The sequence below is a fragment of the Cyanobacteria bacterium QS_8_64_29 genome, assembly GCA_003022125.1.
Taxonomy (GTDB): Bacteria; Cyanobacteriota; Cyanobacteriia; order Cyanobacteriales; family Rubidibacteraceae; genus QS-8-64-29.
The window spans coordinates 25,940-39,533 of sequence record PXQH01000020.1 but is presented as its reverse complement, the minus strand read 5'-3'; the positions used below and the strand labels follow the sequence as shown (position 1 = coordinate 39,533).

Below are 13,594 nucleotides of genomic sequence, written 5' to 3'. Positions count from 1 at the left end.
GGGATTCTCGCTTCATTGGGAGGCCCTAGAACTAGCTTGTACCAGCTCCCCGGAACCTTTACCCTCAGCGAGCATTTTTCCCGTCTGCCCAACGGTACTAATACCAATTCTCGTGGCTTGTGCACTAGATTTCGATCTCCGAACCCTCCTCAATATGGGGATTGTGCCGCTTGGCAAGCGTGCATCCGCTGCTCAAATTGGTATAATAGGTGACCGCTCCCAGTCAATGTTATTCGCATTGAAAGTGCTAAAAAGCTCTGGCCCCCCATAGTCAAATTCAATAAGCAGTTGCGGCAAAAAACACCAAGCGCCGCTATACAACTCTCGCAGCGTTTCCTGATTGCTCCGATTCCTTAAAAGCCAGCGCAGCTTTTAGGTAAGCTTCGATTAGCGGATGGGGCGTTTCCTTGCTTGAAGTAAGCTGCGGCACGAACAGCGTCGCTACATAGAAGCAGTGCCCCAGCAACTCCAAGATCCGCGCTTCGCTGTCTTGGTCTACCCCTACTACGCGCAAGCCGCCGTCGTGGATGAGCGATTGGTGCTCCGGGTTCAGCCCAAAATTGCAGTAGTACTGTTCCTCCACCTCTTGCGTCGCGTAGAAGCAGTACACATGCGAGTCCGGCAAGATCCGGACGCGCATCTGCTGCCCGGCCAGCGAACAAGCGAGTTTGGATATGAAAAGGTTTGATGCGTAAGGGTCGTACTCAGCGTGTTGTGCATCAGCGAAGCCGAGCACGTTCCGGGCATATTCGATCGCGGCGTGTTGGAAGCCACCACATGTCCCGATGAAAGGATAACCCGCTTCCCGAGTAAAGCGAATCGCCTTCAACGCGCCGGAGAGACTCTGATACGGACTGCCGGAAGCACACCAGAGCGCATTGAACTGCTGTGCTATCCCAACGGCATTCTGCTCAAGAGATGGCGTTGGCAACCACGCTACTTCGACGGAAAATCCCAGGGCACCGGCGGCATGGCCGAGCGCTTCGTCAGTAGCAGTGTGAGGACGAAAGCTGGGGTCAAAGTCCCCAATGATGCCGACGCGAACCGTTTCTGCCACATCCTTCTCTTGCGGTCAGCACCCAGTCAGCTCAAGCTTAGTTGGGATCTAACTAAGCATCTTTTGGCCGCTCCTCCGGCCACCCCGAAAACAGGTCCTCGTCGCTGGCGTCCTCGCCATCGCCCTCCGAGGTAGACGCGTTAGCCCAAGCGAGGGGGTCATCCTCAGGCTCGCCTTCATCCCAGTCGATGGCCTCAAGCTCGGGCGAGACCACCGTGGCGCCCTCCTGGGGCGGTTGCGAATCGTTGCCAGCTGCGCGCGCGTTGCGGCCGGGCAGCTCCAGTGGCTCGCCGGCCGTCTCTTGAGCTACTTCGGCCTCAACCGGAACTTCGTCCAAGTTGGTCACCGTATCCTGTGCGGGAACCTGCGGTTGCTCAGCCGCCCAGGTCGCTAGTAGCGTCCGGAATGCTGCCGGATCGCGTTGCTGCAGCGCCAGCAACATCTGCAGCAGGGCGCGCGCGCTCTGCAGGTTGCCATCCAACAGGGTGGCGCTCTCGCGCACGCAAGCTTGGTGGAACTGCTGTAGCGCCGCTGGCGGATCCGCGCTTAGTTGAGTCTCGACCTGCGCGCTTGCCAGATCCAGCTGCGTTTGCAGGACAGCCTCGCTGCCGGCAACCCGGGTTGCGATCGCAAACTGGCGGGTCTGGTTCAGCGCTAGGGCCAGCGCCGTCTGGAGCTGGCCGTTAGCCAGTGCGGTTTCGAATCGGGCGCGCGCCGTCATGGGGAGCTCGCTCCATCGCTTGCGTTGGGCTCGCCGGCCTCAGGCAGCTGGCTCATGAGAGCAGCCAGCTTGGGAAAGCGCTGCTGCAGCACTTCCAGGTGCGCCGGCAGCATTGCCTGGCTGTTGCGGATTTGCTCCAGGTGGTACTGCTGCAGCGCCGGCGGAACGCCGCGCTCGGCCAGCTCGGGGCTCAGTTCGTTATCGATGCGGCCGCCGACTGTATCGATGTGCGTGCGCACGGTCCGCTCGCCACCCTCGGCCTCGGCATCCATGCAGGTTGCTACCTCTAGCGCCACGGCTTGCTGCCAAGCCAGCGCCAAGGCAGCATCCAACTCGCCGGCCTGCAAGCAGGCATCAAAGCGATCGCGCTCGGCCATGCCTATCCCCAGCGGCATTGCGTTCGCTCCCAGCCTAACCCACGCCGGCCGCTAGGCCGGCCAAAAGTCGGGGACCGCGTAGCCGAGCGCTTCCAGCATCTGGCGCAGCAGCGGCAGGCTCAGGCCAATGACGTTGCTGTGGCAGCCCTCGATTCGCTCCACGAACCAGCCGCCGCGCCCCTCCAGGGCAAAGCCGCCGGCGCACGCTAGCGGTTCGCCGCTAGCAACGTAGGCCTCAATGGCGCGATCACTGACTGGGGCAAAGTGAACCGTCGTCTGCCCGCAGCGCAGCTGCTGGCGATCCTGGACGCGATCGAGCACGGCGTGCCCGGTGCACAGCACGCCCACCCGCCCGCGCATGTGCTGCCAGCGCGCGATCACGAGCTCGGGCGAGTCGGGCTTGCCGTAGATGGCCCCATCCAAAGCCAGCACCGAATCGCAGCCCACAATCGCGGCGTCCGGATAGTGCGGGGCGACCGCCGCCGCCTTGCGTTGCGCCAGTTCGTTGGCCAGCGCCACCGGCTCCTGGGCTTGCAACTGCGACTCGTCCACATCGCTGGGATGCACGATGGGCTCAATGCCGGCCGCTTGCAGCAACCGGCGGCGAGCCGGCGATGCGGAAGCCAGAACTAGCGACGGGGCAGCGGGCAAACCAGCACCGATCCAGCACTAATAGACGTAGAAGGAGTCAACCACCGTTTGGAAGGTGTCGGCGCGCTGCTCCCACCGCCGCTGCGGGGTCGAGACGCTCAGGGTAAACAGCTTGCCGCGGCTGACTGCCACGCTGGCCAAATTGTGGCGCGGCTCTGACTCGGGCAGCTCGACGCGGTACTCCAGCTGATAGTAGGTTTGGGTCTCCTCGCGCTTTTGCCGGGCGCTCAGCAGCTGGGCTTCCCGCTGCGACGCCAATGGGGCGAGCGTTTGCGCGATCAGGCGGCGACCGACCTCCGAGGGCGTTCCCAAGCCTTCCAGGGTTTGCTCCGGTTCCACCTCGCTGATGACTACGCTCAGGTTCTCGGTGCGCTCGACCAAATCCTGAAAGAGCGCATCGACGTTGCCGCTGGCTTCGCTCACATCCACCGAGACCCAGCTGTTGGGATGGCGGAATTCGTAGCCGGTGCGCGAATCGGTATAGCGCTCCAGCGCCGTCCCCGAGCAGCCGGCTAAGGCCAAGCTCAGGGCAAGCAACGCGGCCAGAATCCGGTGAGGCAACATGGCCCTTGTGCGAGCTATCGGCTCACCTAGAGTAACCCATCAGCCGCAGCAAGCAAGCGGGGGTCGCTAGCCAGCCCCAGCTGAGCTTTCCGACACCACCATCGTGACGTAGACCAAACCGCCTACTAGCAGCAAAAACAGGCCGCCCATGATGGCGTAGTTACGCTTCTGGGCCCCGCTCGGCGGCTGGGCGGCGTACATGCGAGGCTGGGAAGCGAAGTTGTTCTTGCGACCGCCTTCTTCTTCGGTATAAGGCATAAACGCTACCGTCCGTGCGCGTTGAGATTGCACAGAATTCTAATCAACTGCGGCCAGGCGGCGCAAGTTTTGCTCAGGTTGCCGTTTCGCCCGCTTCGAGCTGGACGGCGGCAGCGCCGTTGCCATCTGGAACCCCTGCCGCCGGCGAGCTGGCGCGCGCTTGGTCTTGCACGGGAATGCGCCCGGCCTGATAGGCCAACCGACCGGCCTCGATGGCGACATTCATGGCCCGCCCCATGGCTACTGGGTCTTGCGCCCGCGCGATCGCGCTGTTGATCAAAAGCGCGTCGGCGCCTAGCTCCATGGCCTGGGCGGCCTCGCTGGGTGCCCCAATGCCGGCATCCACCACCACCGGCACCTGCGCTTGCTCGATAATGATCTGCAAGCTCTCGACGTTGCGGATGCCTTGACCGGAACCGATGGGCGAGCCCAACGGCATGACCGTGGCGCAGCCGGCATCCTGCAGCTGCCGTGCCAGGACCGGATCGGCATTGATGTAGGGCAGGACGGTAAAGCCTTCGGCAACTAGCTGCTCGGCCGCCCGCAGCGTCCCCACCGCATCGGGGAACAGGTATTGGGGATCTGGCACCACTTCCAACTTGACGAAGGTGTTGTCTTGCTGGCCGACGATTTTGGCCATCTCGCGCCCCAGGCGGGCAACGCGCACTGCCTCATCGGCGCTCTGGCACCCGGCCGTATTGGGCAGCATCCACAGATCCGTCCAATCGAGGGCTTCCACTAGGCCCTGGTGGCCGGGGGCTCCTTCCCGCACGCGGCGCACGGCTACCGTCACGATTTGGGCGCCGCTGGCGGCGATGCTGGCGCGCATGGTGTCGGCATCGGGGAATTTGCCCGTCCCGGTCATGAGGCGCGAGCGGAACGTCCGGCCACCGACAGTCAGAGTTGCGTCCTCTGTTGGGGCACCGTTGGCCTCAGTTGGCGATGGGGGCGAGCTGGGCGTAGCCATCATGGGGAAGCGGCTGTTGGAGGACTTGGCACTCGGGCGGGCTTCGGGCAGCGATTGCGAGGTGCGGGATGGGCTGAAGCGATCATAGCGAAAGTGCGCCAGCAGCGGATGCTCGCGCCCGGGCAGCGCCAGATCGGCCACAATCTCGGCCGTCACGGGCGCCAGCAGAATGCCGTTGCGAAAGTGCCCGGCGGCCACGTAGAGATTGTCCGCCGGGCCGCGCCCCAAAATGGGCAGGCGATCAGGGGTGGCCGGGCGATAGCCCCACCACTGCTCCCGGAACGACCACCTATCCAGTGCCGGATAGATCCGCGCGGCACGCTCGAGCAACATGCGGATGCCGGCTGGGGTGGTCTGGGGCTGCCAGCCCACATCCTCAACCGTGGCGCCCACGATGGCGCGGCCGTCGCGCCGCGGCACGATATAAACATTGGGGCCAAACAGCACCTGCTGCAGCGTCACAGGGGCCGGCTCCGGCATCTGCAGCGCCAGCATCTGGCCTTTAATCGGGCGCACCGGCATCGGGAGCAGCTCCCGCATCCAGGCACCGCTAGCGGCCACGTACTGCTCGGCGGCAAATTCCCCCGCCGAGGTGCGCACGCCCGCAACGGCCGATCCGCGCCGCTGGATGCCCTCAACCTGCACGCCCTCGAACAGCGCCACCCCCAGTTGCTGCGCGGCCTGGCGTAGGGCGCGCATCAGGGCCAGGTTGTCCACCTGAGCGTCCTCGGGGTACCACCAGCCGCCGACGATGGCCTCGCCCAGGCCGGGTTGGTGGTAGCTAATGGCCTCGCGATCCAGCCAATGGGCCGTCTCATCTGCTTCCCGGCTGGGGTGGCTCGCCTCCGCATCAGGCTTGAGGATGGGCGCTAGAAACCCGCAGGGCCAGTAGCCGGTATCGATGCCGCTGAGCTCCTCAACCCAGCGAATCCAGTCCGGGTAGCGCGAGCGCGACTCCAGGCACAAATCCCGCATGGGACTGGGCGGAATGCCCTCGGCCTGGGGGGCGAGCATTCCCGCGGCAGCGCGCGCCGCTGCCTGCCGGCCGTCGCGCTCCAGGACCGCGACGCTGGCGCCGCGCTGCCGCAGCGCCAGCGCGATCGCCAGGCCCATGATGCCGCCGCCCAGAATCAGCGTGTCGCGGGATGCGTTCATGACTGGCTCCTCCAGCCCGTTTCTAGTCCAGGTATTGCTGCACGACGTCCCAGCCGGTCAGCAAGACCGCTGCCAGCCCCAACAGCAGCACGGCATTGGTGCCCACGTGCAGCGATCGCGCCCAGGGCCGCTGGGTGCCAATCTGCATCGCGCTCCAGGCCGATAGCAGCACCAACCCCACCACGCTCACTCCGGCTGCCAGGTGCGGCGAGTGCCCCAAGCTACCGTAATGACCCAGCGTGCCGACAATGCCGATTCCCAACAGCAGCAGCACCAGCAACACTAGGACGATGCCTACGCTGTAGTGCAGCGGTCGCAACCAGGGCGGCCGCGGCTGCTGCCGCCGCCGCTGCCAGGACAGCATCGCGCCGCTGATGGCCTGCATGGTGTAGGCCAGGGCAACCAACCCCATGGACCAGGCGGCGGTTTGCCACAACCAAAGAAACGACGGTAAATCCACAGCCGCTGCGCGCTCGCCCGATTGCCTCCATCTTAAAAAGCAGCGGGCTGCCCCCTACAGGGCAACCCGCTACCGGCCATCGAGCGGTTGCCTTGGCTAGCCGCGCAAGGTCGCTAGCGGCGAGGGTTGCTTGCCCTGTGGGCCAGCGGCATGGGGGGCCGGGGTGTCCGGCCCTTGGGCGATGGCCAAGCGTTCGCAGGGAATGGTGTCGGCGACAATCGCGGTGGGAGCGCTCGCCGAGCGGAGCTCGAGCCGCGCGCCGCGGGGGGCGCGGAACAGTAGCGGTTGCCCGGGGGAAACTGCACGCTCGAAGTGCATGCCCTCGATGTTGGTAATGCGCGCGATCTGCATGTGATCGCTGGGATTGTTATAGCGGCACAGCAGCTGCTGCGGGGCTGTTGCCGCTGTGGGGGAGAAGCGTCCGCTTGGGGCCATGGGGAGCATTACGGAACGTTACAGCTTTTAAGCTAACATCCGCCCCAGCGCCACTACCGTTGTCGAGGCTACATTAGCCCGAGCTGCCGGGAGCAGCCGCTGGCAGCCTGCTGGCGCCGAGCTGCGCCGAGTGGCCCTCGAGCGCAGCAGTGTTAAGCTATGTAAAGCTAGACTTAAAAGCTGCCCCCTGGTTCGGCCCTCTGCCAGCCCCATCCCGGCCAGTTGCAGCCGCTACCATAGGTGGGGTAGCACCGCCCCAGCCCTGAGGCAGCCATGACGGAGCGCATCCTCTACGTTCGGCTCCCGTGCAACCCCATCTTTCCCATTGGGGTCGTCTACCTGGCCGACCACATCCACAAGCAGTTTCCCCACATCGAGCAGCAAATTTTCGATATGGGGACGGTCGCACCGCTCGATTTTGGGCGATCGCTCGATGCCTGCATCGATCGCTTCCAACCCACGCTGCTGGTGTTCTCCTGGCGCGACATCCAGCTCTACGCGCCCGTCGGGGGGCGGGGCGGCAACCCGCTGCAGTACGCCTTCGAGTTTTTCTACGCCCAGAACCCGCTGCTCAAGCTGCGCGGCGCGCTAGGAGGGCTGCGCGTCATGCGCGCCTACTATGGCGAGCTATGGCGCAATCTGGGGCTCATCAAGCGCGGCATCAAGCGCACCCAGCGCTACGAACCGCAAGCGCGCACTGTCGTTGGCGGGGGTGCGGTGAGCGTGTTTTACGAGCAGCTCCAGCACAAGCTACCGCGCGGCACCATCGTCTCGGTGGGCGAGGGCGAGATGCTGCTGGAGAAGCTGCTGTGCGGTGAGGACTTCACCAGCGAGCGCTGCTACGTCGTTGGCGAGGTACCACCGCGTCCCAACCTCATCCACGAGCGGCCCACGCCCGTGGAAAAAACGGCCTGCGACTACGACTACATCGAGCGCATGTGGCCGGCCTTTCGCTACTACGTCCAAGACAACGACTTCTACATGGGAGTCCAGACCAAGCGCGGTTGCCCCCACAACTGCTGCTACTGCATTTATACTGTCGTCGAAGGCAAGCAGGTGCGCATCAACTCGGCCGATGGAGTCGTCGCCGAGATGCGCCAGCTCTACGATCGCGGCATCCGCAAGTTTTGGTTTACCGACGCGCAGTTCATCCCCGCCAAAAAATACGTCGAGGAAGCCAAAACGCTGCTGCGCGCGATCCGCGATGCGGGCATGACCGATATTAACTGGGCCGCCTACATCCGGGCAGACAACCTCACCCCCGAGCTCTGCGAGCTCATGGTCGAGACGGGGATGAACTATTTCGAGATCGGCATTAGCAGCGGTTCCCAAGAGCTGGTGCGCAAGATGCGCATGGGCTACAACCTGCGCACCGTGCTGCAGAACTGTCGGGACCTCAAAGCCGCCGGCTACCAGGATTTGGTCTCGGTGAACTACTCGTTTAACGTCATCGACGAGCGCGAGGCAACCATCCGCCAAACAGTGGCCTACCACCGCGAGCTGGAGCGCATCTTTGGGCAAGCCAACGTCGAGCCCGCCATCTTTTTCATCGGGCTGCAACCCCACACCCATCTGGAGCGCTACGCCTTGCGCAACGGCGAGATTGCCTCGGACTACAATCCCATGAGCCTCATGCCCTGGACGGCGAAAAAGCTACTGTGGAACCCGGAGCCGCTGGGCTCGTTCTTGGGCGAGGTCTGCCTGCAAGCTTGGCAGCAGAACCCGGACGATTTCGGCCGCGAGGTCATGCGCATCCTGGAGGCGCGCGTGGGTCGCGCGCCGCTAGAGGAAGCGCTGCAGGCCCCGCTCGAGGCCAAGCACAAAGATTTAGTTACGGCTTCCTAGACTCGGCTCCCCATGCTGGACGGCACCATCCTCAAGCAGCTAGAAACGGCCCATCACGAGCACGGCCAACCCCTCAATCTGGGGGTGTATTACAAAAACACCCTAGTGGCGCTCTGCCATGCGCTCGAGGACTTTGTGCTGGCGGCCCAGAGCGCGCCGCTGCTGCTGGCAGTGTTCCAGAAAGGCAAGTTTTATCTCGAGGAGGCCGATCGCTACAGCCAGCTGGCCGAGAAAGCCGATCGCGTGGCGATCGCGGCCACGTCAGAGGCGGGCTTTGCCGAGCATCCCACCGGGCAAAAGGCCAACGTCTCGCCCATTGCGCTGGACCCCGGCGATCCGCTGACCCAGGAGTGGCACCTCATCATCCTGTCGCCCACCTACACGGCGATGGTGCTGTGCCAAGAGCTCTCCCAGGCCGAATACGCGCAATTGGGCCAGCCCACTCAGGACTTGGAGCGCAAGTTTTACGGCTTTTGGACCTTTGAGCCCGAGTTGGTGGATGAGACCGCCGAGCTGCTCATCGCCCATTTGGGCCGCTATGACGGCGCGCTGGGACAGGCGCTGGAGCAGCGCCGGCAGGCCATGGCAGCCGAGCGCGATCGCCGCGAGCGCGAGGACATTGGGAAGGTGGTTTCGCAGGTGGTGGCCTACCTCCAGGACAGCCAGCAAGCGCTCGAGCAGTCCCAGCAATGGCGGGACCGAGCCGACTCTTTCTTGCCGGCCTCCCCCCAAGTGCTGGATGAGAACTTGGCCTCCAACAAGCTGCAAGCCTTTTTGCGCATGGCGCAGCTCGTCGACCGCGCGGATGTCAACAATCCCAATCGGGCCGCCGAGGTGACTGCCTTGAGCGAGACCCTGGGACAGCTGCTGGAGCTGCCCGCTTGGCAGCAGAAGCGGCTGCGCTTTGCCAGCTGGCTGCATCGGCTGGTGCCCACCGTGGGTACCGAAATTGCCTCCCTGGAGGGCGAAGCGCCCACTTGCCAGCTGCTGCCGGGGGTGCAGAGCCTGCGCGCCCTGCCCCAAATGAGCGCGGTTGCCAACATCATTACCCACCAGAGCGAGTGTTGGAACGGAACGGGACCGCCTGGTGGACTATCCCACGATGCCATTCCGCTCGAGTCGCGCATTCTGGCGCTGGCGCGTGAGTTTCAATCGCGCGTCAATGCCATTCGCACGTTGCGCCCGCAACCGGACCAAGCACCACCGGAGCGCGAGCAAGCCCTAGCCCAGGCCCTTGAGGAATGCCGGCAGCAAGCTGGCGAGGCCTTTGACCCCAAGTTGGTTGAGGCGCTAGAGCTAGTGGTGGCTGGGCTGCAGCAGGGCATTACCCTAGAGGCCAGCCAACCCAAAATGGCAGCCGGGTTGTGGCTGCTCGAGGAAGAAGCCAGTGGCGGATAAGACCCACAGAGGGCCAAAACCATGGATTGGGATGCCGTTCGAGCCGGACAATACAAGCAGTTGCCCGGCGCCGATCTGGAAGATGCACTGCTTGCCGACAGCGACCTAACCCAAAGCGAGCTCATGGGCGCCAACCTGGCTGGTGCCGACCTATCGCGCGCAAACGTGCGCTCGGCGCGGCTCAATGGCGCCAACTTGCTAGGGGCGCAGCTCGCCGCGGCCGACCTGCGGGCCACCTTTTGGGGCGCCAACTTCATGCGGGCCGACCTGCGTGGGGCCGACCTGCGCGGGGCGGACCTGCGCGGGGGCAACTTCATGGGGGCACTGCTGGCCCAAGCCTCGCTGGCAGGCGCTTTTTTGAGCGGCGCCAACTTCAGCGGCGTCAACCTGCAAGGGGTGGAGTTCCGCGCGGCCGACCTGCGCGGTGCCAATCTCAGCGGCGCCAATTTAAAAGCAGCCAGCTTGGCGCAAGCCGAGCTTCAGGGGGCTAACCTGAGCGAGGCCAACCTGGAAGAAACCGACCTGCAAGGGGCCAATCTGGCTGGCGCCAACTTAAGCAATGCCAACTTGTTGTGTGCCGAGCTAGAGCAGGCCACCCTGGCCGGGGCAGTGCTGCACTCGGCTTGCGTGGTGGGCACGCTGCTGGAGCTGGAGAGCGCCACTCCCGCATCCACGCCCCTGGCCGAGCCAAGCTAGGCCCTCACTCGGGCGCCCGGAACCACTTGCGCTGCAGCTGCACTAGCGCGCCCGCCTCTTGCAGCTGCAACAAGGTGCGGTTGACGGCTTCCTGGCGCGGGCTGTCTGGCGGCAGGGCGATGCCGTACTGCTGCCGCGCAAAGCGCTCCCCAACCGCGCGCAGCTTGCCATCGCGGGCGGCACGATAGGCCAGGGTGGGCGCATCGTAAAACATGGCTGGCACCTGGCCCTCGGCAACGGCCCAATAGGCCGCCTCAGGCCGCTCGAACGGAATGGGCCGGACGGGCTGGCGCCGCAAGTACTCGGCGGCGCTCGTGCCGGCTACCATGGCCACGCGCTGACCGTGCAGGTCCTCGAGCCCTGCAATGGGCGATGGCGGCTGGCAGCCAGGGTTGCGGTCACGTAGGCAAACACCACGATTCCTGAGAGCATCCAGGCGATCGCCACCAACCGTCCCGGCACCGTGCGGGGCACGCGATCGCCGTACCCCACCGTGGTGGCCGTGACGATCGCCCACCACAAACCCTCGCCCACGCCCCGCCAGTACTGGTGCGGCAGGTCCGGGTGGTGGTGGCGCTCGAAGAACCAAAACGCGTTCGCACTGACAAAAGCAATGCCCAGCGCGATCGCTAACGCCCGCAGGATCTCGGGCGCGAGCAGGTAGTGGTGGACGATCGCGGCCGGATGCTGGCTGCGATCGGTCACCGCAACTTGCAAGCCACTGGTGTAGTAGCCATAGGAAAAATCGAGGCGACGCTCGCGCTCGGCGGTGATGCTAATCCCGGCAATGGCGGCATCGACCTGCCCCGACTCCACCGCTGCCAGCCCTGCTGGCAGCGAGTCGTAGGTGACGAAGGTGGTTTCGTAACCTAGCTTCTGGGCCATGCGCTGCCAGAGCTCGATGCTGTAGCCGGTGGGCTGCTCGCCCGCATCCCGCTCGAAGACAAACGGCGGGAAGGGCTTGGTGCCCACTTTGGGCGGTTCGGCCGCTGCCGCCGGCGCCATCGCGGCGGCCCCTAGAACCGCCGCCAGGCAGCCTACCAACCGGCGCAGGGCCATGCTGCGCAGGACCATGGTTACTGCTCGGGGTTAGCTTGAATGGTCCCCGAGTGCCCCTCAATGGTTCCCATGGGTTCGGCGCGCCCGCCCAGATAGCGCGCGAGGAATGCCTCGGCGAGCGCGTGAAAGTGCAGGCGGTTCTCGGGCCGTGCGAAGCCGTGGCCTTCGTCGGTGTAGACCACGTACTCGACTGGCTTGCCGGCGCGCTGCATGGCCTCAACGATTTGCTCGCTCTCGGCCTGCTTGACGCGCGGGTCGTTGGCGCCTTGGGCAATCAGCAGCGGTTTTTGGATCCGATCCGTGTAGAGCAGCGGCGATCGCGCCTGCAAAAAGTCCGCCTCGGTCTCGATGTTGCCCACCCGATGGGCGAACATCGCCATCATGGGCTTCCAGTAGGGGGGCACGCTCTGGATGAGCGTTATCAGGTTGGAGGGCCCGACAATGTCCACGCCGCAGGCAAAGGTCTCGGGGGTAAACGTTAGGCCGGCAAGCGTGGCGTAGCCCCCGTAGGATCCGCCCATGATGGCGACGCGCTCGGGATCGGCAATGCCTTGCTGGGTGAGCCACTGCACGGCATCGACCAAATCGGCGTGCATGGCCCCGCCCCACTCGCGGTTGCCGGCATTGAGGAAGGCTTTGCCGTAGCCGGTCGAGCCGCGGAAGTTGACTTGCAGCACGGCGTAGCCGCGGTTGGCCAGCCACTGCACCTCAGGGTGGTAGCCCCAGGTATCGCGCGCCCAGGGGCCGCCGTGCACCAGCAGCACCGCCGGCAGGTTTTGGGCCGGCAGGCCCACTGGCGTGGTGAGGTAGCCGTGGATGGTGAGCCCATCGCGGGCCTGGTACTGCACCGGCTGCATGGCAGCCAGCGACAGGTCCTCGAGTTCCGGCCGGTTGCTAAACAGCCGCTCGCCGGTGCGCGAGTCGCGATCGTAGCGGTAGTAGTAGACCGGGCCGTCGTCGGCGAGGTAGGCCACCAACCAGTGGCGATCGCTTAAATCGCGGCTGATGACGGAAAACTCACCCGCCTGCAGCTGGGCCAGCGCCTCAAAGTCAGGGGCAATGCGCTCGTCGAGCACCTGCCACTCTTGCTGCGCTTTGTAGAACGAGACTGCCTGGACGGTGCGATCGGTGGGATGGATGAGGATGTCGTCGGCATCGTAGTGCGGGTCGGCCGCCAGCACCGTTTCGCGGCGGCTGGCCAGATCCAGCGTGATCGCGCGTTGGGCGTTGGCGTCGTGCGAGCCCACCAGGTAGAGCGTGCCGCCGTCTTGGGAAAAGCCCACAACACCGCCTTCGTCATCCGGCCCCCAGTGGCGCAGCGTCTCCCAGTCGCCATTAGGGGTTTCGCGGTAGAGCAGGTCCGTGCCGCCATCGGCTGTTGCCGCGACGGCCGCCCGGGTTTGGAAGCGGGCATCGGCGCTCCAGCTGACAATGTTGCCGGGGTTCTCGGCTTCGAACTCGACAGCGCCGTTGCGCAGGTCGATGCGGTAAACGTCGAATTTCTCGGCGCTGTTGAGATTCAATCCCACCAGTATCTGGTCCGGAAATTCAGGATCCAGCTCGATGGGCTGCGCCTTGACACCCTGAAACGGAGTCAGATCGCGTACGACGCCCGTGGCGACATCCACCAGGTACAGGTGGTAGTTCTCGTCACCATCGGCATCTTGCAGGTAAATCAGCTGCTCGGGCCGATACGTCCAGAAATAAGCCCGAATGCCGCGCTTGCGGTCGGCGGTGAGCTGGCGGTCCTGCGCCGCCTCCGGTTGCTGCAACCAGACCTGCAGCACGTCCTGCTCGTCAGGGGCAATGTAGCTGAAGTAGCGGGCATCGGGCGAGAGTCGCGGCCGACTGCGCTGGGGGTTGCCAAATAGGGTCTCGCGCGGGATGAGCGGCGGGAGTTGCGTTTCGGGTTGCGCTGCCGTTGCAGTGGTCATGGGCGGTGCGTGCGTTG

The 13,594-nt window shown here is 64.8% G+C and carries 15 protein-coding genes; 3 read left to right on the top strand and 12 right to left on the bottom strand.

What is annotated here, in order from left to right; translation table 11 throughout:
• Positions 1 to 313: 313 nt before the first annotated feature.
• The 9 genes from BRC58_04030 to BRC58_03990 all read right to left on the bottom strand — a co-directional run bounded on the left by BRC58_04030 (position 314) and on the right by BRC58_03990 (position 6,654).
• The gene (locus BRC58_04030) at positions 314 to 1,057 is read right to left on the bottom strand and encodes a hypothetical protein (GenBank protein ID PSP18308.1); all 744 of its coding nucleotides are present in this window, start codon (positions 1,055 to 1,057) and stop codon (positions 314 to 316) included.
• 52 nt (positions 1,058 to 1,109) lie between these two features.
• Positions 1,110 to 1,778, bottom strand: coding sequence for a hypothetical protein (locus tag BRC58_04025; protein PSP18307.1), 669 nt, complete (start codon positions 1,776 to 1,778; stop codon positions 1,110 to 1,112).
• Positions 1,775 to 2,155, bottom strand: coding sequence for a hypothetical protein (locus BRC58_04020; protein ID PSP18306.1), 381 nt, complete (start codon positions 2,153 to 2,155; stop codon positions 1,775 to 1,777). Before BRC58_04020 ends, BRC58_04025 begins: the two co-directional genes overlap by 4 nt.
• Before the next feature lie 51 nt (positions 2,156 to 2,206).
• Positions 2,207 to 2,806 carry a septum formation inhibitor Maf gene (locus BRC58_04015; protein ID PSP18305.1) on the bottom strand — a complete coding sequence of 200 codons (600 nt, stop codon included), beginning with the start codon at positions 2,804 to 2,806 and terminating at the stop codon, positions 2,207 to 2,209.
• 18 nt (positions 2,807 to 2,824) lie between these two features.
• Positions 2,825 to 3,370: a photosystem II oxygen evolving complex protein PsbP gene (locus BRC58_04010; GenBank protein PSP18304.1), complete on the bottom strand. Its 546-nt coding sequence runs from the start codon at positions 3,368 to 3,370 to the stop codon at positions 2,825 to 2,827.
• A gap of 66 nt (positions 3,371 to 3,436) precedes the next feature.
• The gene (locus tag BRC58_04005; protein ID PSP18303.1) at positions 3,437 to 3,628 is read right to left on the bottom strand and encodes a hypothetical protein; all 192 of its coding nucleotides are present in this window, start codon (positions 3,626 to 3,628) and stop codon (positions 3,437 to 3,439) included.
• Positions 3,629 to 3,701: 73 nt separating this feature from the next.
• On the bottom strand, positions 3,702 to 5,750 hold the full coding sequence (gene thiO / locus BRC58_04000; GenBank protein PSP18302.1) for a glycine oxidase ThiO: 2,049 nt from the start codon (positions 5,748 to 5,750) through the stop codon (positions 3,702 to 3,704).
• Positions 5,751 to 5,772: 22 nt separating this feature from the next.
• A complete protein-coding gene (locus BRC58_03995; protein ID PSP18301.1) occupies positions 5,773 to 6,210 on the bottom strand; it encodes a DUF4079 domain-containing protein in 438 nt (145 codons plus the stop codon).
• A 96-nt stretch (positions 6,211 to 6,306) separates the two neighbouring features.
• Positions 6,307 to 6,654: a hypothetical protein gene (locus BRC58_03990; protein ID PSP18300.1), complete on the bottom strand. Its 348-nt coding sequence runs from the start codon at positions 6,652 to 6,654 to the stop codon at positions 6,307 to 6,309.
• Between the two features lie 264 nt (positions 6,655 to 6,918).
• Between BRC58_03990 and BRC58_03985 the strand changes: the two genes are divergently transcribed.
• Genes BRC58_03985 through BRC58_03975 form a run of 3 tightly spaced genes read left to right on the top strand, consistent with a single transcriptional unit; the run spans position 6,919 to position 10,584 of the window.
• Positions 6,919 to 8,490, top strand: a complete 1,572-nt coding sequence (locus BRC58_03985) for a radical SAM protein (GenBank protein PSP18299.1) — start codon at positions 6,919 to 6,921, stop codon at positions 8,488 to 8,490.
• A gap of 12 nt (positions 8,491 to 8,502) precedes the next feature.
• Positions 8,503 to 9,888: a metal-dependent phosphohydrolase gene (locus tag BRC58_03980; GenBank protein PSP18298.1), complete on the top strand. Its 1,386-nt coding sequence runs from the start codon at positions 8,503 to 8,505 to the stop codon at positions 9,886 to 9,888.
• 21 nt (positions 9,889 to 9,909) lie between these two features.
• Positions 9,910 to 10,584, top strand: coding sequence for a low-complexity protein (locus BRC58_03975; protein ID PSP18297.1), 675 nt, complete (start codon positions 9,910 to 9,912; stop codon positions 10,582 to 10,584).
• Between the two features lie 4 nt (positions 10,585 to 10,588).
• Here BRC58_03975 and BRC58_03970 read toward each other — a convergent pair whose 3' ends face one another.
• Genes BRC58_03970 through BRC58_03960 form a run of 3 tightly spaced genes read right to left on the bottom strand, consistent with a single transcriptional unit; the run spans position 10,589 to position 13,577 of the window.
• Complete coding sequence (locus BRC58_03970; GenBank protein PSP18296.1) at positions 10,589 to 10,912, bottom strand: hypothetical protein; 324 nt, start codon at positions 10,910 to 10,912, stop codon at positions 10,589 to 10,591.
• The gene (locus BRC58_03965; GenBank protein PSP18295.1) at positions 10,906 to 11,658 is read right to left on the bottom strand and encodes a hypothetical protein; all 753 of its coding nucleotides are present in this window, start codon (positions 11,656 to 11,658) and stop codon (positions 10,906 to 10,908) included. The genes BRC58_03970 and BRC58_03965 overlap by 7 nt, the downstream gene beginning before the upstream one ends.
• Positions 11,659 to 11,660: 2 nt before the next feature.
• On the bottom strand, positions 11,661 to 13,577 hold the full coding sequence (locus BRC58_03960) for a S9 family peptidase (GenBank protein PSP18294.1): 1,917 nt from the start codon (positions 13,575 to 13,577) through the stop codon (positions 11,661 to 11,663).
• Positions 13,578 to 13,594: the final 17 nt, after the last annotated feature.

Coding starts and splice junctions, on each gene's coding strand:
- BRC58_04020 (PSP18306.1), bottom strand. CDS start 2,155: ATGGCCGAGCGCGATCGCTTTGATGCCTGCTTGCAGGCCGGCGAGTTG.
- BRC58_03980 (PSP18298.1), top strand. CDS start 8,503: ATGCTGGACGGCACCATCCTCAAGCAGCTAGAAACGGCCCATCACGAG.
- BRC58_03960 (PSP18294.1), bottom strand. CDS start 13,577: ATGACCACTGCAACGGCAGCGCAACCCGAAACGCAACTCCCGCCGCTC.
- BRC58_04010 (PSP18304.1), bottom strand. CDS start 3,370: ATGTTGCCTCACCGGATTCTGGCCGCGTTGCTTGCCCTGAGCTTGGCC.
- thiO (PSP18302.1), bottom strand. CDS start 5,750: ATGAACGCATCCCGCGACACGCTGATTCTGGGCGGCGGCATCATGGGC.
- BRC58_03985 (PSP18299.1), top strand. CDS start 6,919: ATGACGGAGCGCATCCTCTACGTTCGGCTCCCGTGCAACCCCATCTTT.
- BRC58_03965 (PSP18295.1), bottom strand. CDS start 11,658: ATGGTCCTGCGCAGCATGGCCCTGCGCCGGTTGGTAGGCTGCCTGGCG.
- BRC58_04025 (PSP18307.1), bottom strand. CDS start 1,778: ATGACGGCGCGCGCCCGATTCGAAACCGCACTGGCTAACGGCCAGCTC.
- BRC58_04005 (PSP18303.1), bottom strand. CDS start 3,628: ATGCCTTATACCGAAGAAGAAGGCGGTCGCAAGAACAACTTCGCTTCC.
- BRC58_03975 (PSP18297.1), top strand. CDS start 9,910: ATGGATTGGGATGCCGTTCGAGCCGGACAATACAAGCAGTTGCCCGGC.
- BRC58_03990 (PSP18300.1), bottom strand. CDS start 6,654: ATGCTCCCCATGGCCCCAAGCGGACGCTTCTCCCCCACAGCGGCAACA.
- BRC58_03970 (PSP18296.1), bottom strand. CDS start 10,912: ATGGTAGCCGGCACGAGCGCCGCCGAGTACTTGCGGCGCCAGCCCGTC.